This is a genomic window from Paenibacillus sp. FSL R10-2734, assembly GCF_037963865.1.
In the GTDB taxonomy this organism is placed as follows: domain Bacteria; phylum Bacillota; class Bacilli; order Paenibacillales; family Paenibacillaceae; genus Paenibacillus_AQ.
Map to the genome: position 1 here is coordinate 6024051 of NZ_CP150170.1, position 21800 is coordinate 6045850.

The 21800-nt window shown below is 45.5% G+C and carries 19 protein-coding genes and 1 riboswitch; of the genes, 1 reads left to right on the top strand and 18 read right to left on the bottom strand.

The window, feature by feature from the left end:
* Window positions 1–6: 6 nt before the first annotated feature.
* The 8 genes from yqeH to spoVAC form a co-directional block, all read right to left on the bottom strand.
* Window positions 7–1134 carry a ribosome biogenesis GTPase YqeH gene (gene yqeH / locus NSS67_RS26100; RefSeq protein WP_339316642.1) on the bottom strand — a complete coding sequence of 376 codons (1128 nt, stop codon included), beginning with the start codon at window positions 1132–1134 and terminating at the stop codon, window positions 7–9.
* A 2-nt stretch (window positions 1135–1136) separates the two neighbouring features.
* Window positions 1137–1658 (bottom strand): YqeG family HAD IIIA-type phosphatase, encoded by a 522-nt coding sequence (locus tag NSS67_RS26105; RefSeq protein WP_339320708.1) that lies wholly within the window; start codon window positions 1656–1658, stop codon window positions 1137–1139.
* An 88-nt stretch (window positions 1659–1746) separates the two neighbouring features.
* Complete coding sequence (locus NSS67_RS26110) at window positions 1747–3987, bottom strand: transglutaminase domain-containing protein (protein WP_339316643.1); 2241 nt, start codon at window positions 3985–3987, stop codon at window positions 1747–1749.
* Between the two features lies 1 nt (window position 3988).
* The gene (locus NSS67_RS26115) at window positions 3989–5230 is read right to left on the bottom strand and encodes a DUF58 domain-containing protein (protein WP_339316644.1); all 1242 of its coding nucleotides are present in this window, start codon (window positions 5228–5230) and stop codon (window positions 3989–3991) included.
* A 1-nt stretch (window position 5231) separates the two neighbouring features.
* Window positions 5232–6188, bottom strand: coding sequence for a MoxR family ATPase (locus NSS67_RS26120; RefSeq protein ID WP_339316645.1), 957 nt, complete (start codon window positions 6186–6188; stop codon window positions 5232–5234).
* A gap of 196 nt (window positions 6189–6384) precedes the next feature.
* Complete coding sequence (gene spoVAE / locus NSS67_RS26125; RefSeq protein ID WP_339320709.1) at window positions 6385–6735, bottom strand: stage V sporulation protein AE; 351 nt, start codon at window positions 6733–6735, stop codon at window positions 6385–6387.
* A gap of 2 nt (window positions 6736–6737) precedes the next feature.
* Complete coding sequence (gene spoVAD / locus NSS67_RS26130; RefSeq protein ID WP_339316646.1) at window positions 6738–7769, bottom strand: stage V sporulation protein AD; 1032 nt, start codon at window positions 7767–7769, stop codon at window positions 6738–6740.
* Window positions 7766–8269 carry a stage V sporulation protein AC gene (gene spoVAC / locus NSS67_RS26135; protein WP_339316647.1) on the bottom strand — a complete coding sequence of 168 codons (504 nt, stop codon included), beginning with the start codon at window positions 8267–8269 and terminating at the stop codon, window positions 7766–7768. The genes spoVAD and spoVAC overlap by 4 nt, the downstream gene beginning before the upstream one ends.
* Window positions 8270–8735: 466 nt before the next feature.
* On the opposite strand from spoVAC, the gene NSS67_RS26140 reads away from it, so the two are divergent.
* Window positions 8736–9809 (top strand): M42 family metallopeptidase, encoded by a 1074-nt coding sequence (locus NSS67_RS26140; protein ID WP_339316648.1) that lies wholly within the window; start codon window positions 8736–8738, stop codon window positions 9807–9809.
* Between the two features lie 441 nt (window positions 9810–10250).
* On the opposite strand, the gene NSS67_RS26145 is transcribed toward NSS67_RS26140, so the two are convergent.
* From NSS67_RS26145 to NSS67_RS26190, 10 genes are all read right to left on the bottom strand, one after another.
* Entirely contained in the window at window positions 10251–11150 is a 900-nt protein-coding gene (locus NSS67_RS26145) for an aldo/keto reductase (protein WP_339316649.1), read from the bottom strand.
* Between the two features lie 133 nt (window positions 11151–11283).
* Entirely contained in the window at window positions 11284–11598 is a 315-nt protein-coding gene (locus tag NSS67_RS26150) for a multidrug efflux SMR transporter (protein ID WP_339316650.1), read from the bottom strand.
* The gene (locus NSS67_RS26155; protein ID WP_339316651.1) at window positions 11599–11943 is read right to left on the bottom strand and encodes an SMR family transporter; all 345 of its coding nucleotides are present in this window, start codon (window positions 11941–11943) and stop codon (window positions 11599–11601) included. It abuts the gene before it with no gap.
* 86 nt (window positions 11944–12029) lie between these two features.
* A riboswitch (guanidine-I (ykkC/yxkD leader) is annotated at window positions 12030–12138 on the bottom strand.
* Between the two features lie 67 nt (window positions 12139–12205).
* Window positions 12206–13696 carry a DUF5605 domain-containing protein gene (locus tag NSS67_RS26160; protein WP_339316652.1) on the bottom strand — a complete coding sequence of 497 codons (1491 nt, stop codon included), beginning with the start codon at window positions 13694–13696 and terminating at the stop codon, window positions 12206–12208.
* Between the two features lie 64 nt (window positions 13697–13760).
* The gene (locus tag NSS67_RS26165) at window positions 13761–14576 is read right to left on the bottom strand and encodes a 3-keto-5-aminohexanoate cleavage protein (RefSeq protein WP_339316653.1); all 816 of its coding nucleotides are present in this window, start codon (window positions 14574–14576) and stop codon (window positions 13761–13763) included.
* The gene (locus tag NSS67_RS26170) at window positions 14573–16024 is read right to left on the bottom strand and encodes a four-carbon acid sugar kinase family protein (protein WP_339316654.1); all 1452 of its coding nucleotides are present in this window, start codon (window positions 16022–16024) and stop codon (window positions 14573–14575) included. Before NSS67_RS26170 ends, NSS67_RS26165 begins: the two co-directional genes overlap by 4 nt.
* 39 nt (window positions 16025–16063) lie before the next feature.
* The gene (locus NSS67_RS26175; protein WP_339316655.1) at window positions 16064–16723 is read right to left on the bottom strand and encodes an aspartate/glutamate racemase family protein; all 660 of its coding nucleotides are present in this window, start codon (window positions 16721–16723) and stop codon (window positions 16064–16066) included.
* 85 nt (window positions 16724–16808) lie between these two features.
* Complete coding sequence (locus NSS67_RS26180) at window positions 16809–18533, bottom strand: hypothetical protein (RefSeq protein WP_339316656.1); 1725 nt, start codon at window positions 18531–18533, stop codon at window positions 16809–16811.
* A gap of 61 nt (window positions 18534–18594) precedes the next feature.
* Window positions 18595–19050, bottom strand: a complete 456-nt coding sequence (locus tag NSS67_RS26185; protein ID WP_339316657.1) for a response regulator — start codon at window positions 19048–19050, stop codon at window positions 18595–18597.
* A gap of 81 nt (window positions 19051–19131) precedes the next feature.
* Entirely contained in the window at window positions 19132–21798 is a 2667-nt protein-coding gene (locus NSS67_RS26190) for a family 78 glycoside hydrolase catalytic domain (RefSeq protein WP_339316658.1), read from the bottom strand.
* Window positions 21799–21800: the final 2 nt, after the last annotated feature.

A 21800-nucleotide genomic window follows, 5' to 3' on the forward strand; every position in this document is an offset into this window, starting at 1 on the left:
TCCCCGTTAGATCATCGAAGGGCGGGTAAGCACCTTCACACCACGCGGAACGTGGATTGCCACGACTGCGCCTTCCGTCCCGTTGACCTTGATCCAGCCCAAACCTGAAATATATAGATCGCTCCGACTGCCTCGGTTAATCCGGAACTCATGCCGTTGCCATGGTGGTAGCTTGTCCATCCGGTCAGTTCCGGGAGGTGACAGCATTTCACCACGATGATCTGCATAGAGGGAATCTGCACGCTCCAGCTTAGTACGATGGATTTTTAAAGTACCACTGATAAAGCAAGTGAACGATTGGTGTACTCCTTGCACAAAATCAAAACGTCCTAGTCCACCAAAGAAGAGCGTCTGTCCTTCATTCAACTGATAGACAGCAGGCTTCAACGGATTAGCAGGCATAACCGCATCCAGATCCTGACGTTCAACTAATTCACTGTAACGCCAAGGGTACACAATCCCTGGAGTATCTATGATAAAGTTACCATCATCCAATGGAATTTTGACAGTATCTAGCGTTGTACCAGGGTAACGTGAAGTGGTTAACTCCTGCTCTAAATCGCTATAGTCCGAAATCAGTCGATTAATCAGTGTGGACTTGCCCACATTCGTTGCACCAACTACATAAACGTCACGCTGGCCGCGCAGCTCTGTTACGGCTTCCAGCAAACGGTCAAACCCTTGATTACGCTTCGCGCTACAGAGTACGATTTCAGCCGTCCGCAGTCCTTCCTCTTTACAGCGCTGCTGCATCCAGTTACGCAATTTATTCCAGTTCGTAACCTTAGGCAGCAAATCACATTTATTCACTGCAAGAATAACTGGGTTATTACCGACAAACCGTTGCAAGCCAGAAATCAAACTGCCTTCGAAATCGAAAATGTCAACAATATGAATAACAAGTGCATTCTTCTCCCCTACTCCACTCAGCAAGCGAAGAAATTCATCCTGATTCACTGAAACGGATGAAGCCTCGTTATAATTCTTAATCCGGAAACAGCGCTGGCAAATCACAGGGTCCCGATCAAGTGCGACTTCCGGAAGGTATCCCGGTTGATCCTTATGCTCCGTCTGAAGCTTGATACCACAACCGCTACACTTCTCAGGACGCTGTGTTTCACTTTGTTCGTTCATTACTATTTATCCTCCTCGTGCCACAATCCTTTTTTACGAAGCCGTGTCAGAGCAACTCGCTCTACCTGGCGATTAAATCTTGTGCCGAACCCTTCATCCTTAACGGAGATTGGCAGCACCAATACGGTATACAGGCCAAGCCGATTGCCGCCGTATACATCTGTAAGCATTTGGTCTCCCACCACAATCGTTTGCTCCGGTGGCAACTCCATCTGCTTCATCGCTTTAAGAAAAGGAGCATTACTCGGTTTACGAGCCTGATGCACAAATTCAATATTAAGCGGTGTAGCAAAGCGTGACACCCGATCCATGTTGTTATTAGATACGATTATGAGCTTAAAGCCCACTTCCTTTACCTTCTCAAACCATAACAACAGCTCCGGAGTAGCCACAGGCGCTTTGGCACCGACCAGTGTATTATCCAGATCCGTAATGATTCCACGGTATCCCTGTCGATACAGCTCTTCCAGAGAAATATCGAATACCGTATTCACCCGGAGTTTGGGAACTAACATTTCAAACAATACGTTCACCTCGATTTCATACAAAAAACTATAACATACTCCATGCGCTACGCAAATAAATCTATATCAATGATTTACTGCAAACACGCTATTTCTTGGATCTTATCGTTCTCCGCAGCCGCAAAGCTTCAGTATACACGCTCTGCCAGTCTTTGTCTTCAATAACATCAGGGCTATACTTCGCCTGTTCAAACATTGTCAGTAGTGAAGAAAGATGATTGGCCACAGCAGGTCGTTCCTGGCCCCAGCGAACTACGGCTTCACGCAGTGTTTCATGCTCTTCCTTCATCATTCCCTTACGATGCAAATACCTTACCCAACGCTCAGTTTCCGCAACAACTTTCTGATCAGGTGTTAAAGGACGACCCATCCGCATCTGTTGAACTAAGAAGCGAAGCTTAAAGCGCATATGCCAAATTTTAAAAATCGTCCAAGACAGCAGCACAAGCACAGCTGCTAGTACTACCCATACACCCACATGTAAGCCTTGATTTTCTTGTGCTTCATTTGCAGTTGTTGGTTCAGGTTCGTTTTCTTCAACCTTGTCATTAGGCTCTGTCTCAGGAAGTTGCTCATTCTGAGTCAAAAGGGGAACATTAAACCCCGGTGTAGCTTCAACCGGAATCCAGCCATAATCACCAAAATAGACCTCAGCCCAAGAATGGGCATCTGCATTGGTGATCGTGTAGTAATTATTCGCTGCCACTGACTGCTGAAGCGCCGGATTCATTGGCATCTCTGGCTGTTCTCCAGGTGCGTATCCCTTAACCCATCGTGCAGGTATATTCAGAGAGCGTGCCATAGTAACCAGTGCCGTAGAATAATAATCACAGTAACCTTCCTTCAGCTCAAACAAAAAACCCTCTACAAAATCCTTACTTGAAACTCGTGATATATCCGGCTTGTTGGTATATGGAAAGGTTTGTTGTAAGTATTGTTGCAAAAGTGCTGTTTTTTCATACGGCGTTGTTCCTTGTGCTGTAATTTCCTCGGCCAGATCTTTAACCCTTTGAGGGAAATCATCAGGTAGCTGAAGGAAGATTTCCTCCAGATCATCACCTTTGTATAGCTCCTCATAGGTCTTTGCTGTCAATTCCTGAACAGGAATGACCGGAACTTCAGAAGTCAGCTCGAAGCTCGTAGGATAATCGCGGTTCTTCCTATCCATATCCCATAGAAGCTCACTATCACGCTCTCTCCAGAAAAGACCATTCCCAGCTTCCTCGCCATTTAATAAATCCACCGAAGTAATGGAATACGCACCGAACAACACAGGAAATTCATTATTGTTAAGCACGCTAACCGTCTGTTTCAATGCTCGGGTAGTGACCTTAGAAGCCACACTTTGCTCTAAGAGTTGCCCCGTTTCCACCTCTTCTATAGGCCCCCGCTTTGATCGATCCTTATCTGTCCATCCACTTCCAGAGTAGACTCTGCGTGTTTCTCCACGCATATAAGAACGTAAATCTGAGACCACTGTCATCACTGGGGTATAATCGAAGTTAAAGCCCCCGCCCAGATTGTCATCATTCAGACTGTAACCGGACGAAGAATTGTTAGCGGCGGAACTTGAGCCCGTATTGGATTCCGTTGTTCCCGATGTGCTCTTTCCAGAAGATTTTCCAATTCCATTCCATTCTTGCCACGCCGTATAAGGATCCGTCAGAGTAGGCCTTACATCCGGCATATTCACACCAATTAGGATAACCAGAGAGAAGACAATGGCGATATTCATAACTATTTTCGAGGGATATTCCAGCAAATGTACCCATCCACGCGGATAATGAAGCTGGAAACTTCTCAGGTGCTGGCTGACAAGCCAGCACATACCTGCAAATACCGTCCAGGCCACTTCCTGCCACAATACAATAGATGTAAAGGAATCTAGAGCAGCCAACGCTACAATGTTCATTCCTATAAACCATAATATACGCCTTTTCGAGGATACCCACCAAGATGATAGCAATAGCAGAGCTGAGGCACCAAGAGCAAACCAGATATACGGCACCATATGAACACTAATATCCCGGAGCTTGTCAGAAAGAGTTATGGCCCATGGATCAGCAACGTATATTCCATAATGTGTAATGGTGCGATAAACGATATAGATAATAGCTACAGCTTCTATCATAAGTCTGTATTGAACTTTAACAGGGATAATCATCTCAATGACTGTGATCGTTAATAGAGCAGCCCATACAGAAGCTGTTGTTTGATTTAACCAGATGGGTTCCGTATAAGAAATCCACTGCTGTGCAATAATCAACAGCCAAAACAGGCCAACGGAACGGTACCAGGAGAATTTTATCTGATTCCACCAGTTTCTCATATCACCCTTCCCCTCCTAACACAGCAGGAAGCTCTTGAAGTGAACTAATACCATAACCAGCTATTCCACGTGATCTAAGTACGTCTGTCCAATCATTGCCATTCATTTCTGCCGAATTTCGCACATGAATATGAGAAGCTGTCATCCCTCTGCTGTCAGCCCAGCGTAATGCATCCAGTACAGGCTGCCCACGTTGTGGACTGATTAACACGAAGTAAGAACCTTTAGGGAACATACGGTAACCTTTTTCCAACCGGGAGATCAGCGGTCCCCGCCCCTCAGCGTTAAGATCGATTAAATACTGAATCATCTTCTGTCGCTCAGCAGCACTTTCTACGGGTGCGAACACCTTCGTCGTTTTATCCAAACAACACAGGCCAATTCCAATTCTCTCTCGAATGCCGAATCCGAGTAGTGATGCCGTCACAGAAACTGCTAATTCGAATTGATTCGTATTCATATAAGCTGATGTACTTCCGTCAAGAACTAGAATAGTTTTGGGAATCGACTCATGTTCAAACTCTTTAGATTTCCACGAACCTGTCTTCGCAGTGGCATTCCAGTGAATTCGTGTCAAGCGATCACCATATACATAGTCACGGACGCCATTAATTTGTGTAGTTTCACGCCGAGATTGAACAACGGATGTCTGCGGCCCAGAGAGCCGAGATCTCTTCTCATATAACTGCCAGCGTGGAACGTAGATCGCACGAGGCAAAACCTGAAACTGTCCTTCAGATAGAAATGTTCCTTTATGCTCGACAAGCCCAAATATATCTTGGCTGATGATATCCGTATTAGAGAAAGTGTAGGTTCCACGTTCAAGGGCTGGTGTCTGAAACTTCAGTTCCCCAATTCCTCTGAGGCTTGGGATCACACTTTCTTCAAATACCCACGATTCTCCATTATGCCGCTTAAGAACCTCTCTTACTACTACATAAGGCAATGGCAAAATCCCAGGGATTGTAACCTTAAGCTTTACATGAAGATGCCCTCCGGCAGAGAGCAAATCTCCCTTGTCCTGTTCAGAAAAAAGACTGCGAGTGCCCTTAGCTCGCCGAACGCCTCCTAAACCTCCAGCAATCAAATATGCAATGAGTACAGAGACCATGATAAACAACATAAATGCAGTTTTCCCGCCCTGAAAAAGTACATATAAGAGTGTAATGCTCCAAATCACAAGGATGCTAGCAAGCTTAGAGGGTTGAATGATGGCTGCAACCGAAGACAAATAACGTCTCATATTATTGCCTCATCGTAACAGGCACATGAATGCTCTGCAGAAGCTTTTGAAGTAAAGATTCTACGCTAATATTATCTAGGCGCGACTCTGGACGTAGCAATATCCGATGACCCAAGGCAAATGGAGTAAGTATCTTCACATCATCAGGCAGAACGTAATCCCGTCCCTGCAAAAAGGCATAAGCTTTACAAGCCATCATAAAGGATAATGAGGCACGTGGACTTGCACCCAGTAGCACAAGTGGATGCTCTCTTGTCTGCCGTACAATATCTAACAAGTAATTCAGCACAGGCTCGCTCATGAAGATGTCGCGAATCTCTTCCTGAATCCCTGCAATTTGTTCCATGCTTGTTACTGGCGAAAGCCTATCCACAGGTTGGCCCTCCTGATGGCTTAGCAATAAGTTCTTCTCAGTTGCAGCATCAGGATATCCAAGGCTAATTCTCAGCATGAATCGATCCAGTTGAGCTTCAGGCAGCGTGTAGGTTCCCTCAAAATCTATCGGATTCTGGGTAGCACACAACATGAACGGATGTGGAAGTGGATAGGTCTCTCCGTCCACGGTTACGTTTCGTTCCTCCATCACTTCTAGAAGTGCGGATTGTGTCTTCGTTGTAGCACGGTTAATTTCATCAGCTAACAGAATATTCGTCATCACCGGACCTGGCCGGAAATGAAACATCTCATCCCTAGGATGATATACAGAAACACCAGTAATATCACTCGGAAGTATATCGGGATTACACTGGATCCGGCGATATTCACCGGACATTGATCTTGAAAGTGCGCGTATTAGCTGGGTTTTTCCTGTTCCCGGTACATCCTCGATCAATACATGACCACCAGCAAGCAGCGCAGTTAGTAGCAATTGTATTTCAAATGATTTTCCAAGTATGCAGGATTCCAAATTAGTGCGTACAGCATTCATGGTGTGCATCGATTCTTGACGTATGGGCATATATGATCCTCCTAGCCAGAATAAACAGTATTATTTATATTTTACATGATTAAGGGACCCAAAGTACATTGTTGAAGATCACGAAGTACGGATACAAAAAAAACCATAATATGAAACATCCTACAGGTTTTAAACAAGAAAAAAAACGATTACCGTCTTTATAGACGATAACCGTTTCTCGTAGACTCTGACTTTGCTACCCCTTCGGCCGTACAACTAAAGCTGCCAAAAAGGAAAACACAATCGCTGCGGAAATACCCGCGCTTGTAATATCAAAAATCCCCGTAACAACGCCGATCCAGCCATCTCGCTCCAGCTCTGTCAATGCACCATGTACCAAGGAATTCCCAAAGCTTGTGATCGGAATGGTTGCTCCAGCTCCTGCAAATTTCACAAGTGGATCGTATATTCCAAAAGCATCAGCAATCGCCCCAGCTACAACTAAGGTACTCATCGTATGTGCAGGTGTCAGCTTCAATACATCGAACATCAGCTGCCCTATAACGCAAATGGCTCCTCCAATCAGAAAAGCCCATAAGTAAATCATCATTATGCTTCACCTCCGCTCTCTATGGCTACAGCATGAGCGACACACGGAATACTCTCTCCTTGCTGATAAGACAAAGGGGATAATAGTGCGCCAGTTGCCACTATAAGCACACGTTTAAGTTGACCTTTCCTTAGGCGCTTAAGGATATGACCATAGGTTACAACCGCTGAACATCCGCAGCCACTTCCTCCAGCGATCACATATTTCTGTTTCTCCAAGTCGTAAATAAGTAGACCACAATCATCAAAGGTTGTTTGCTCCATAGGAATCCCCTCTTTGGCTAACAGGGTTTTGGCTATGGGTAACCCCACAGATGCTAAATCCCCGGTAACAATTAGATCATAGTGCCCGGGCGATAGTCCTGTATCCCGAAAATGTGCAGTGATTGTATCCGCCGCCGCAGGTGCCATAGCCGTTCCCATATTAAAAGGGTCCGTCAAACCAAGATCCATAATACGCCCAAGCGTTGCCATGACCACGACTGGATTGTTGCCAGATCCATCATTCTGGCCAACTACAGCACAGCCTGAGCCTGTAACTGTATACTGCGCCGTTGGGGGCTTCTGTGAGCCATATTCGGTAGGATAACGAAATTGCTTCTCCACCGTACAGTTATGGCTGGATGTTCCCGCAAGCACATACTTGCTGCCTCCAGAATCAACGATCATTGAGGCAATCGCCAGGCTCTCCATGGAGGTAGAGCAAGCGCCAAAGACTCCGAGATAAGGCACCCCTAATTTTCTAGCTGCAAAAGAACTGCTGATAATCTGGTTCATCAAATCTCCACCGACAAAAAACTCTAGCTTCTCTTTATCGATATTCGCATTAATCAGAGCTAGCATGGCTGCCTTCTCGAAAAGAGCACGCTCTGCCTTCTCCCATGTCTTCTCGTCCATTTCCAGCGAATCATATATAAAATCAAAATCTGATACTAAAGGGCCTTCTCCCTCTTCTGGCCCCACTACAGCGGAAGAACCTAAAATAACGGGACGGTTCGTGAACTCCCAGGTCTGACTACCAAGCTGCTTCATGTATGTGCACCTCCATCTACGCCCAAGAAGAGATAGACGATACCAATTATGAAAGCAGCGACGGCACCAAATACAATGACCGAGCCCGCTAGCTTAAACATATTGCCGCCTACACCAAGCACAAGGCCCTCAGCACGGTGTTCTAGAGCTGCAGAGCACATACTGTTCGCAAATCCGGTAACCGGCACTGCAGTTCCTGCACCAGCCCATTGAGCCATTTTGTCATACACGCCAAAGCTGGTCAGGATCACGGACAGTAGGATCATCACTGCTACTGTCGGACTGGCGGCTTCCTTGGAGGTCATATCAAATATAGCCATAAAAGCCTCCTGAACACCTTGTCCAATTACACAAATTAAGCCGCCAGAAAGAAATGCTCGCACACAGTTCTTTAATACCGGGCGGGCGGGTACAAATGGCTTGGACAACTTCTCGTAATCTTGTGGAGTCAAGGTGTCAAGCTTCAGCTTGACACCAGATTTCTTAGTTTTCGCCGGCATTGAGGGCACCTCCTGAAAGTTAGGCGAAGGGGGCTGACAAACATCTTAGTACTCACTTTGAAGTTGAAGCCCCTCAAGTTATTCTTCGCTTAGAAGTTTTCCTTAGTGTTTGCCATCCTCCGCTTCGTTATGTCCCTCCAGTTTAGGAAAAATACAGTAACACAACAATCAACAGTAAAAAGAGCACAAGAATAAGTATTGCTTCTCTTTCCCTTGAATTGTGGCGCCAGTATCGTTTGCGCGTCCCTTTTACTTGTAGGCTCCTACTTGAGTATCTTCCCTGCACCCTTCTTTGGGGTATGCTACCCGCTACCCTCATTCGTCTTCGCATCCTTTCTCGGGCTTCTGCCACCAAAGCCTCTATTGCATAGTATTCGTGTAACTTGTGCCCGGTGTTCAATGTCTCTTGTCATGGACAAGTGAGCTCAAAATGTTCATACTAGGTTCAATAAAGGAGTGATTTCAAATGAATCAAGAAACATTGGATCTATTCAAAACACTTACCGAATTCCCGGCAGCTCCAGGCTTTGAGCGCGAACTCCGCGCTTACGTCAAGGATGCCATGGCCCCTTATACCGAAGAGTTCGTGCAAGATCGTCTCGGAAGTCTGTTTGGCGTACTGCGCGGTGAGGAAAACGGACCAAAAATTATGGTCGCTGGACATTTTGACGAAGTTGGCTTTATGGTAACTGGAATTACTAACACCGGAATGATTCGTTTTCAACCACTAGGCGGCTGGCTCGCCTCTGCTGTTGCTTCTCAGCGTCTCCAAATCATTACACCTAAAGGAACACTGACTGGTGTTGTTGGCAGCACTCCCATCCATCTACTTAGTAATGAAGAACGCGGTAAGACTGGCGAAATCAGCAAAATGTATATTGATATCGGTGCAGACAGTCGTGAAGAAGCAGAGAGCTTTGGCGTAAGACCAGGCCAACAAATACTGCCGATTTGTCCTTTCACCCCTCTTGCTAATCCCAAAAAAATCTTGGCTAAAGCTTGGGATAACCGCTATGGTGTAGGACTCGCCATTGAACTAGTTAAAGCGTTGCACGGCAAAAAGCTGCCGAATACCGTTTTCGCTGGTGCTACTGTACAAGAGGAAGTAGGACTTCGGGGGGCGCGTACTGCGGCTAATCTCCTGTCACCGGACATCTTCTTCGGTCTGGACGCTAGCGCTGCTGCCGATATGACAGGTGACAGTCAGGCATTTGGCCATCTGGGTAAAGGAGCTCTCCTGCGCATTTTTGATCCTACGATGGTTACCCATCGCGGTCTGATTGAATATGTACAGGATACTGCGGATACTCACCGGATCAAATATCAGTATTTTGTATCCCAAGGCGGAACAGATGCGGGTCAGGTTCATGTTAGTGGAATCGGTGTCCCATCAGCAGTAATCGGAATATGCTCCCGCTACATACACACCGCTTCATCAGTTATTCACAGTGATGACTACGAAGCTGCTAAAGAGCTTCTGATCAAGCTGGTAGAAGGTCTTGATCGGACCACACTGCAGACGATTATTGAGAACAGCTAATCTAATGGCATGACACAATAAGAAGCCCTCAAACACTTTCGTAGTGAATGAGGGCTTTACTTATAATCACAAAAACCTTTCAGGAGCTCTCAGCTCACATCTCACAATGAAATGCAGGACTAAAGAAAGCCTACAAATGATCAGCTTTTTGTACAGATATCATCTTCATTAAGTCCAAAAACTGCAAATGTGCAGGTATATCCTCACTTATGGCTTGAAGGCTTCTTCTGAGGCAAGAATAACTGCAGATTTGCAGGAATTAATGCTTTAGCCATCCTTTTTGCCATTTAAAAATGTACTTTTGCAGGTTTATTCATTATAGAAATTGATTAGTTAACCATCAGCATTTTTGAAATACACCGTGCTGCTTATACCCTTGATCGATCCTTACATTTACGTAAAAAAGCCCGCCTAATCGGCGAGCTTTCTTCTCGAACTTATTTAAATCATATCCAGCGGCACTTTCCAGGCTGGTACTGGGAAAGCTTCGTCCAGCTTCCACATTTCTTCATCACTTAGCGTAATTAAACCTGCGGCAGCATTCTCAATGACGTGCTTACGAGAAGAAGCTTTTGGAATAGTAATGACATCCTCTTCACGGATCGTCCAAGCGAGCATAATCTGAAGCGGAGTTACATTATGGGCACTGGCGATTTCCAGAACGACTTCACTTTCGATAACTCCTTTTCGGAGCGAACCTGCCTGAGCAAGCGGTGAGTAAGCCATTACCGGGATCTTGTGACTTTTCTGCCATGGTAGCAGTTCAGCTTCAATTCCTCTGGACCCTAAATGATAAAGAACCTGATTGGTAGCACAATGAGTTCCCCCATCAATCCTTAGCAGCTCTTTCATATCTTCGGTATCGAGGTTGGATACACCCCATCTTGCTATTTTTCCTTGAGAGACTAGTTTCTCCATACCCTGGACAGTCTCTTCTAGTGGGATATCTCCCCGCCAATGCAGTAGATAAAGATCCAGATGATCCGTATTCAAGCGTTTCAAGCTTTCTTCACAGCTGCGGACTAGGCGCTCATTACCTGCATTATGTGGATAGACTTTTGATACCAAGAAAACCTCATCTCGAATCCCTTTGATAGCCTCACCTACTAAAAGCTCCGAGCGTCCGTCCCCATACATCTCAGCCGTATCTATTAAATCCATGCCTAATTCCACACCTAATCGCAGGGCAGCGATCTCTTCCTCCCTACGGGAAGCGTCGTCTCCCATATTCCAAGTTCCCTGTCCAATTCTGGGAAGTGACGTTCCATCTGGAAGCAGGATGCGCTTAGATTGGTTCATTTTTGCGATTTCATTCAAATGTTCGATTGAATCCTTAGTCATATTAAAAATCCCCTTATTGAAGTATTGTATACTTACTTTATACGACCTATAAGAACCTTTCTAAACATCTGAATCGTGTCCAATTTATAACTAATCTCTGTTTGAAGAGAAAAAGTAACGAATGAATACCAAACTAAGCTATCAGTTTTAGCCCCACAGCTGCACCCAGAATCATAATAATACAAACGATCCGGCGCCAGTCTTTGGCTTCTCCAAACAACAACATCCCTAGAATCGCTCCACCGGATGCACCGATTCCCGTCCATACCGCATAAGCTGTCCCCATCGGCAAACTCTCCATCGCTAATGCCAGAAGTAAAAAGCTTCCTCCGAAACCAAGGATGAGCAGCGCAACCGACAGCATATTCCGGTGTTTATTCAACCTATTAATCATAGCCACTCCGAACATTTCAAATAAGCCAGCAAAGACCAGAAATACCCATGCCATTTAAGACTCCCCCTTTACTTCAGGTTCTTTGGTTACCATTTTCAAACCAATAACTCCTACCAGCAAAATAAGCACTAGAACCAGCTTCATGATTTTGAAGGGTTCTCCGAAAATAATCATTTCTGCAAGAACTGTACCTGCGGTTCCTAAACCAACAAACACGGCATATACCGTGCCCACCGGCAGTTTGGCACTTGCTGAAATAATCACATAGAAGCTTATTATTATAGCCACCACCGTTATCAGCCACTCCCACACTGAGGAGGCATGTTTCAAGCCAATGACCCACATGACCTCGAAAACAGCTGCACCAACCACCTTTAGCCACTCTGCATTGTTTTTCATTTCAAGCCCTCCTTCAATTCACCTACTTTATAATTGCCCACGAAACAAACAAATAAGCCCGGAAGGTCATCGTCATATATGACGATACCTCCCGGGCTTTTATCCCTCCGTGTAGACACGAACGATACGGCTCGTGCGTTTTCCCTCGGACCAGACCAGCTGTGCAACGACTGCGGAACCCTAGAAAACAATAACTATTAAGTTACAACGTATGTTAGCAAATCGGGGTAGAAAAATCAACCCTTCTATTTAGCTTACACCTCTATGATTTTTTTTTAATTCGCAATGCTTGGTAGGGCTTCGATTCTAGATTCACAGTACATTCACCTGAATATGTACCTTCTAATCTCTTTATCGTCATGTTCCACGTATCAATGAGATCGATAGTAAATTGGATTCCTTCTGGGAGTATAAATTTTTTGAGGGCAGGACGTTTGGCGCCATAATAGACCAAATAATATTCGCCATCGACACCCCCAGTTGCAGCATCATGATGAAAGTTGGCTTTAACTGATCCCAGTTGTGGCCCTTGCTCCATTATGTCTTTCAAGAATTTAATCCTCGCTGGACTCTCACCATGAAGCTCTCCACCATGAGACCACCAAATAATCTCATCTGGGTGAAAAAACGTTTCGCCATGCGTGACATAAGCGCCTTGCGCAGCGCCTTGCCAGAAGCATTCGACCATCCGCTCACCCGTTATATTTCCCCAGCCATGGTTCAAGTTACCCTCATACTGGCACTCATCGATGACAATCGGCTTACGATACAGGTCACGCCATTCCTTGATATGATACATTAGCTCATGATGCTGAACACTGACATGAGTAACCCATGGCTTGCCATGATCATACCAATGACCAATAAGATTCTTATAATGAATCTCCATGTTCTGCCAATTGTGGATGGAACGTAAATGTTGATAGGGATCATACTGCTGCAGAGTGCGGAAGAAACGGTCCCAATCCTCCATTTTCTTCTTGTGCATTAAATCGTATTCATTCGCTAATGACCACCATATACCATGATACGAGGAAAGACGGGCTATCGCATAGCGCAGATAGAAGTCATCGGTTTCAGACGGCATGCTTGCAAATCCCCAGCGATCATAAGGATGGAACAAAATCAGATCTACTTCAATCCCCAAATGCTGGAGCTCCTCAATCCTACGCTCTAGATGGCGCCAATAATCCGGATTAAAGACGGAGAAATCAAAACCATCCTTCAAATTCCCTTGGAAGGGGTAGAATTCCGGCTCATTCATGTTATAGTCGTAATGCTTCGGAAACACACACATACGGATTTTATTAAAAGCACCACTAGCTTCTAAGCTAGCAAGCGTCTTGAGCTCCAAAGCCTCTCCTTGATGGTTCCATACATAACTTGTCGTTCCAAATGGGAAGAACGGTGTGCCATCCGCATAGGCAAAATGGATCTGATCCTTCACGCGAACTGGACCATGTTTCCCTTCACTAGGACTTGTAACGTTCAATATACCTTGAATACTGTCCATCTCCGGCACATTACTGTGAGTTTCAAACGTCCATTCTCCTAAACTATCAGGCATAAATCGAATGTAATACAATCCATTTCCGTCATAGAAGCCTTCTACTTCAACCGTTCGATTCATTAAGCGAAATATTGCTGACAGCTGAATATCCTGGAACGGATTCCCGCTCTGTGGACCATGTAACTCTACTTCTGCTATCCCCCATTGTTCAGTTGTAAGCGCCGTGTTCAATACGTTACTCATCGTGCTTTTCCCCCTTAGGAACGATGTGTTCGCTGCTTCATTTAGCATGGTTCTCATTATATGATTACGATCTTTGCGTTGCGGAAAATACTCCTAACATCTGTCTAGCATCTTGCGGACTGGCCACCTCTAGCTCCATGGAGCGAATGATATCTGCTACCTTGGAGACAAGCTCTGCGTTATGCTCTGCCCGTCGATCGATACTCAAATAATCACTATCCTCAAAGCCGATTCGTACAAGACTCGCACCCATCGCAATGGCAGCCGCTATAATCGAATAATCCGTACGATTCGCATGCGTAACGCCCCATAACGCATCCGGTGGCACGAGGCTACGTAATGCTATTAATGCATTGATCGTAGCGGGAGCCCCACCTTGATGGCCAAGCACTAGATCAAACATAAGTGGTTTTGGTAGCTCATAACGACGATCTAGCTCAAGAACTGTCTGAATCATACCAAGTTCAAAAACTTCGATTTCAGGAGTTTTCCCGAACTTTAAGATTTGCTCGACACAATATCGAACATCGCCAATGGGATTCTTGTAAATGGCCTCACCCAGGTTTACGGAACCAACATTGAGTGAGACCGTTTCCACCTTGTTATAGGACAATGGAGCGCAGCGCTCTTGAATCGTCAACTCAGATAGCCCACCTGTCGATGCTTGAATAACGATATCACTCACTTTTGTAATGCATTCAACCGTCTCTTGAAATACTTGAATATCACTTGTTAGTTGCCCCTTGAGGTCGCGTACATGCATATGTACCATCGCTGCCCCAGCACGATTCGCCGCAACGACCTCCTCTGCAAGCTGTTGCGGATGAATCGAAGTAACTGACGCCGATGTTGGTGCAACGGAAATAATAACCTTCCTCATAGCTTTAGCTCCTCTACAATCTCTAATAACGTAGACTCTTTACCCACATTGCCTGGGAAAATAATATACGGAAGATTAGGGAATTTACTCTCCGCACCACAAATCCAGACGGGAATCCCGGGCTTAATCTGACCAGCAACAACAGCCTGCTTTACCTGCAACGCCTTTGTACCAATATCACTAGACGTAATACCGCCCTTCGCTACAATATAACGAGGTCGAACTGAAAGTTGTGCTACGATTTCTGTTAAAGCCCCAGAGATACGTACCGCAACGCGAAGCTCATCTTCCTTGCTGCCATTATTTACATCAAAACGCTCCCGTCGAGTGCATAATACTACGGTTTGGCCTAATTGGAGCAACTCTTTGACTTCACATGAAATTCTCAACATTTCATTCAGCCAAATCTCTTCAGCTTCCACAGCTAAATGTTGATTTAGCTCAACCTGAACAATACACGAAGATTCGCCTAACCTATTGAGCTGAGCAGTCGTCAGATGCGTATGCGAACCAGCAACAATAAGTCCACCACGCTCCGATGTGATTGATGAGGTGTCGTCTTGTTGCTGGAAGAGCTGCTGCGAGGTTAATAGTGGCTGCTCATGTATCCCGCCAAACACACGGACAAAGCTAGCCGCCGTTCGGAACAAGAACTGCTTTCCTGCTCCCATTACCTCATATAGCGCTAAGCAGAAGACTTCAAGGTCCTGATAATCCAACGCATTGACAATGACTTTATTAAATTGACTCACGAAAAAGAGCTTTGCTGTAATAGCATCTACATCCTTACTTCGCAGCTCCTCCAGAGAGATCGTCAGTACTTGTTGCTTCGGAAATTGGCCACTTGTCTTCTCATCTACCCACTCACGTAGATCTGAGGATTGATAACCAAATGTTTTGTCTTGAGCGAATTCCGTCTCACTACATGGTGTTAGCAGTCCTTGACGCTCCACATAATGCACATCATAAAGGGTATAACGTCCACCTTCCTTGAAGAATGGGCAAATAATTTCACCGTCAAAAGACATTTTCGTCTCATGCTCAATCGTCTCTCTTAATACGTCCGTCTCCAATGGATAATGACCGCGAAGTGTTGAGTCTCCACGACTGACCAAGAGATATGGACAATTCAATTCACGTGACACCGTAATAATATTCTTCGCGATCTCACGGTGCGCAGCCCGCGTCTCTTCCGCTGTGAAGCTTCTTGAATTCGTCAGAATGAAGAATGTTTTCTGCTCCGTTAGAAACCCTTGCCGAATACTTGCCTGACTCCAATCGGTAATCACCGTTACGCCATGTACCGTCTGCACACCCGTTGGGTCGTCATCTAGTACAATAATTTTGCTGCGATTCTCCTGAATCAATCTCTTTAGCTGTGATGAAACGTAAGGATCAGCCATCTGTTTATATTGATGTAACACATCGACGAGCTTGAGCTTCTCCATAGCATTGCTCCTTTCGAAGTATTCGTTATGAGATTATCTCTACAACTTTTCCAGTAATTCCTTCACTTGTTGAACCCCAAAACGTGGTGAAGAAAATACTTCCTTTCCTGTTGCTTCACGTAGCTTCTGTTCCATCCGTGCCATCGATCCTTGAGCGAGCACAATGGCGTCTGCATTCTCCGCAACACGCAGCGCTGTTTGAAGAAGAATGTCATCATGCTCCGCAGGTCGGCCAGAGACGAGTGCATCGAACGCTCCTGCGGCCAATCCGTTCACAATTTCAATCTCTTTGCCCGCTTCTTCTGCTTTCTTCCGAATCAAACGCATCGTTGGTTCTAAGGTCGAAGGTAATGTCGCTACAACAGCAATACGGTCAAACCCTTCTACCGCCTTCTGCGCCATTAAATCATCAATCTTAACAATGGGAACACCAATGAGCCCGCGTGCACCATCAACGACTTCCCCCACAGAGGAGCATGTATTCAAGATCACATCTGCGCCTAATTCTTCACCATTGTGATAGTACTGAACAAGACGTCTTGCAACCCCAGGTGGAACATTCCCAGCCTTCACGACATCGCCAATCAGACTATCATCGATGATGTTCACGAGACGACAATCTGGTAGCATTTCTTGAAATACAGCCTTTAATGGATCGGCTAATCCTTGACCTGTGTATATTGCAACTACTGTTTTCATAGGATTACAACACTCCTTTTATAGTCGAATGAGCCGAGGTTCCGCCTGACAGCATAATGCTGTCAGGCGGAACCTCGACGTTAAATTACCAAATTATTTCTTTATCGGGACGTCTCAAGCTTCCTTCTTTCATAGGAGCTTCTTCAAACACCATACGCGTGGAGTAAAGAGGCTTCTTTTTCCCTTGTGGAGTAATGTTAATGACATCATCACCACGCCATTCAGTAATGAACTGCTGACCTACCGCAGTTTCAACGGTCGTGCGGAAGCTTAGTGGGAAGGTGATCGTAATCGTCTCACCTGCAAAAGCTTCATCTAACTGTAAGAAACAGCGGTTTACCCAACGACTTGCCTCTTTTCCATGACCCTCAATGACATTACCATTATGCTCGCGGTGGTATTTAATTTTGGTAAAGCCAGCCCATTCAGGAATTCTCACCAAGAGACGCGAAATATCTTCATGAACCTTCAGCACAAGCTTTCCTTCATGCGGAAGATAGCTATGTACATCTAGCCATTTCGAGCCACGGTTTAAGAGGAAATTCACACTTACCGTACCCTTATTCTCAGTCACCGTATTGCTCCAGCCCATAAACAAACCACGTGTACCTGAACCTAAGCAGCAAATCTGTAGGTCATTGGTATGACCACGTCCCTCAATTACGTCACTGACGAAATCATTCGGAGCAGAGTATCCGGCGAAGGAACCTCTTGTACGATCTGCGACTTTATAATGCGTGATGCGAGCGTGAACATCCTTCGAGCGATCCTCCGTTTGCTGAACCCAATCCAGATCTAATAGCTGTGATTCCGTCAAATGGTTTCTTAAGAAACGTTCAACGATGCCCCAGTACTCGACATAGCCACTTTGTGCCAGCGTAATCCCTGTCGAGATCAAATCAACAAGCGAGCAGGTTTCATGCTCATAAGCTTGCTCATGCATATCTCCAGGCGTCCACCCGAAAGAGGTCCCTACGTTTAGCGCCCAATCATAGCTCTTTTTCACCCAAGAAATCATAGCCGCGTTACCAGTAAAAGCACCAAAACGTGCGATGGCATCCAGGGTACCAATCCGTGTGTGGAAATGCCCACTGCGATACGCAAGCGCCGTATTAAAGCTACCGTCTTCGTTAAACACTCCACTGCGGTCAATAATTAACGCCGCAAAGTATTGACACAGTTCAAAGGCATCTTTGTTACCTGTAATCTCATGATATTTTAACAAAGGCATAATCAGACGGCCGCTAAAGGATGCAGGATCCGGAGCCAGTCGAAGTAGACTAGCATTTGAAGATGGCCATCCACCTTCTTTATATTCAGATGCAGGGTAGAACCAAATATCGCGCTCTTTAATCGCAATTCGCTTCAATGCTGCTACATGAAGGTCTGCAGCTTCCTTCACCTTCGGGTCTCCACTCTCCATATACCAGGAGGTTAAGGATAGAATAACAGCACGTTGATCAATAAGGTTCGCATTAGGCTCCCATTTATGATTCGGGTTGACTTGACGATAGCTTAGTCCATCTTCCTTGAAGAACGATAATAAATTAGAACGATATTTCTCCTCTGTCTCCATACCTTCTGTCGAACCACTCATATGTCGTGCTAACACCAAAGCATCAACCATTCGACCATGAGATGAACCATAATCCCAATCACCATGTGTCATATTCGCAGGCTCTGCCATCAAATCCGCCGCAAAAAACGGGATGCAGTTATGATCATGATCTGCCATACCAATAATGGCATTTATCGCATGTGCTGCTCTTTCTTCTAGCATTAATGTATCAGGTATCAATTGCTTCTCCATAACATCGTCTCCTTACGAGTTCATCTGCTCACTGGCCTCATATCCTACCATTTGAGCATTCTCATAGTTTTTGTATTTTGAAGTTTGTGTTCCGAAACCATCCGTCTTGTGCTAGCAGAGAAGACTCCTTCTTCTCCTTTATGGAACGAATTTCTTCACAGACCTTACCTAGTACGGCATTCAGTTCCTCCTTCCGAACAGGCTTCAGCAGATAATCAAGCACATGATGCCGTATTGCTTCTTTCGTATTTTCAAAGTCAGAATATCCACTAATAACAATTACTTTAATGTTTGGCAACACTTCCTTTAACTTGGCTAGTAATGCACGCCCATCCATACCTGGTATGAGCATATCCAGAAACATCAGATCTGGTCTAATCTCCATCGCCAGAGTAAAAGCATCATCCCCGTTCGCCGCTTCACCAGCGAACTTAAGTCCAAAAGCATCCCAGTTAATGGTTTGAATTAAGCCGCGACGAATCCATTTTTCATCATCTACAACCAAGACGCTGTGCATGTAATTACCACCTATAGCGAGGAAGTTTGTCATTTAGCCTTAATAAATATAAGCGAAGATCACTACTCGCCCATGTTCTCATTACACATGCTCTTTCACACTAATCGTCAATTGCGATTTAAACGTCCATGTTCCAGAACCAACATGAAATGTTTCGGCATCCCTATTCGCTGGTGAAGATGATTGCGCTGCATCTGAAGTAACATTTTGGCCTGGAACATGTATAGTTGCGGTAGTATTCGCTGGAACCGTGACGCTCATATTAAAACTTCCATCCTCCGATATGTTCCAATCTACTTGATGATGACCATATAAACTGTCATAACCAGCTTGTACCGAAGTGATCGTTCCACCTGGATGCGGTTGTATAATGGTATGTTTAAACCCTGGCTGCTCACGATCTGTCTCGAGACCTGCCATATAACGGAACATCCATTCCCCAACGGAGCCGAGCGAATAATGGTTAAATGAGTTCATGCTTGGTGTCTGAAAACCGTTATGCTCCGTATAACCATCCCAACGCTCCCAAATCGTTGTTGCACCATGCTTAATGGAGTACATCCAGGATGGAAATTCTTCTTGTGACAGCAATTTATAGGCTAGCTCCAGTTGACCATGATCCGTTAAGGCAGGCAATAGATAACCTACGCCTAGGAATCCTGTTGACAGCCGATTGCCTCGCGCTTGAATGTTGGCTGCCAAATGAGCTGCCGCTTGCGGTTCTTGTTCAGGCGTAAGAAGGCCGAATTGCAAGGCAAGCACATACACCGTCTGAGTCTCCCCATGAATGCGTCCTTGCTCATCCACAAATGCTTGACGGAAGGCCGTTGCAATATCATTGAATAATGCTTCAAAGCGCTGTTGATCTTCATTTCTTCCTACGGCTTCCGAGATTAGACTCATCACTTTCGTGCTGTAGGCAAAATATGCGGTTGCAAGTACATCCTTTGGCGTATCCGCATCAATAGATAGCCAGTCTCCATAGTTGGCATAATCCGGTCGTACCAAATTGTCGCTCATAGAGACGAGGTATTCGACCCAGTGTACCATCGCGTCATAATGGGTTTCGAGTATCCGCTTATCTCCATACATAAGGTACAAGGTCCAAGGAATTACAACACCTGCATCCCCCCAGCCTGCATTATCAGGAGCGAACCAGTTCAGACGTGTATTCCACATCTTATGTCGAATCCATCCCGCATCCGGTGCAACGTCCGTAAACGCACCTGATGGCTGTTGAGCATCAATCATATCCCACATGAACTTATCAAAGAATCGAGACACGTCCATATTGTACGTTGCTGTACGTGCGAAGATTTGCGCATCCCCAGTCCATCCGAGCCGCTCATCGCGTTGTGGGCAATCGGTTGGCACCGAGAGGAAATTCCCTCGTTGACCCCACGTAATGTTTGAGTACAACTGATTCACCATCGGATCCGATGTGACCAAGCTTCCTGTCACCTGTGTATCAGAATGAATAACTTTCCCAATAATCGTATCTAGATTAGGCTCACCAGGATAGCCAATAAGCTCTACATACCGGAAGCCGTGGAAGGTGAAATGTGGTTCGTAGCATTCAACACCTTCACCCTTTAACACATAATGATCCTGCTGAACAGCTACTCTCAGGTTATCTAGGTACATGGAGCCATCTGGATTGAGCATCTCAGTGTGGCTTACCGTTACTTGTGTTCCACGTTCTCCTGAAACGGTGAGTTCGGTCCAACCGACCATATTTTGTCCCATATCATAAATGTACGTGCCGGCTTCTGTCTTCCGCATACTAACCGGCTGCTGCGTACGTGTAATACGAACAGGTGGCTCAATCGTCGATGTCAGGAGACCATTATAGCCAGGTCTAATATCTGGTAGCTCCCACTGGGTATCATCGTATCCCACTTGATCCCAACCTGTACGCTCCTGTGTAGCATCGTAGCTTTCACCCATTATCATATCGGAGTAACGAATTGGACCATCCGTTGTCTTCCAACTACCATCTGTAATGAAGAGTTCTTTAGTACCGTTGGTATATTCCACGGACAATTGCATGAATAGGAAGGGACGTTCACCATAAATTTTATCCGCTAAAAATCCAACAGTTCCTGCATACCAGCCTTCACCCAAGATCACACCTACGGCATTGCTACCTTCATGCAAATTCGTAGTCACATCAAAGGCTTGCACCTGCACACGTTTATTGTAGTCCGTCCAGCCTGGAGCGAATAAATGACTGATGATCTCTCCATTTAATCTCAATTGATATAATCCTAAAGCGGTTACATATACGACAGCTCGCTTGACTCCGGCAGCCAAAGTAATATCCTTACGGAACAATGGTGCCGGTTGTCGCTCCAAGCCCAGCTCAGTCTTCCGCCCAATCCACTTCCCCTTCCAGCCCGTACGAGACAGAATGCCCATACTCCAGCGATTCAGCTCACTCCATGATTCGTCTGGATTCTCGTCTCCCCACACACAAACCTTCCAGAAGTAATCTGTATCTGACTGCAACTTCATTCCCTCATACACAATATGTGTAGATTGATCGCTCTCAATTGTTCCGCTATCCCACATGTCGCCTTCATTACGCACGAGTGCTTCCTTGGAGGTAGATACGAGAATGCGGTAAGCGATTTGCTTCACTTCTTGACTATCAGACTCCATCTTCCAGAATAAACGCGGTTGTTGCACGTCCAATCCAAGTGGTTCAACGAGATACTCTGTTCTACAATCAGTAACGACAAATGACATGT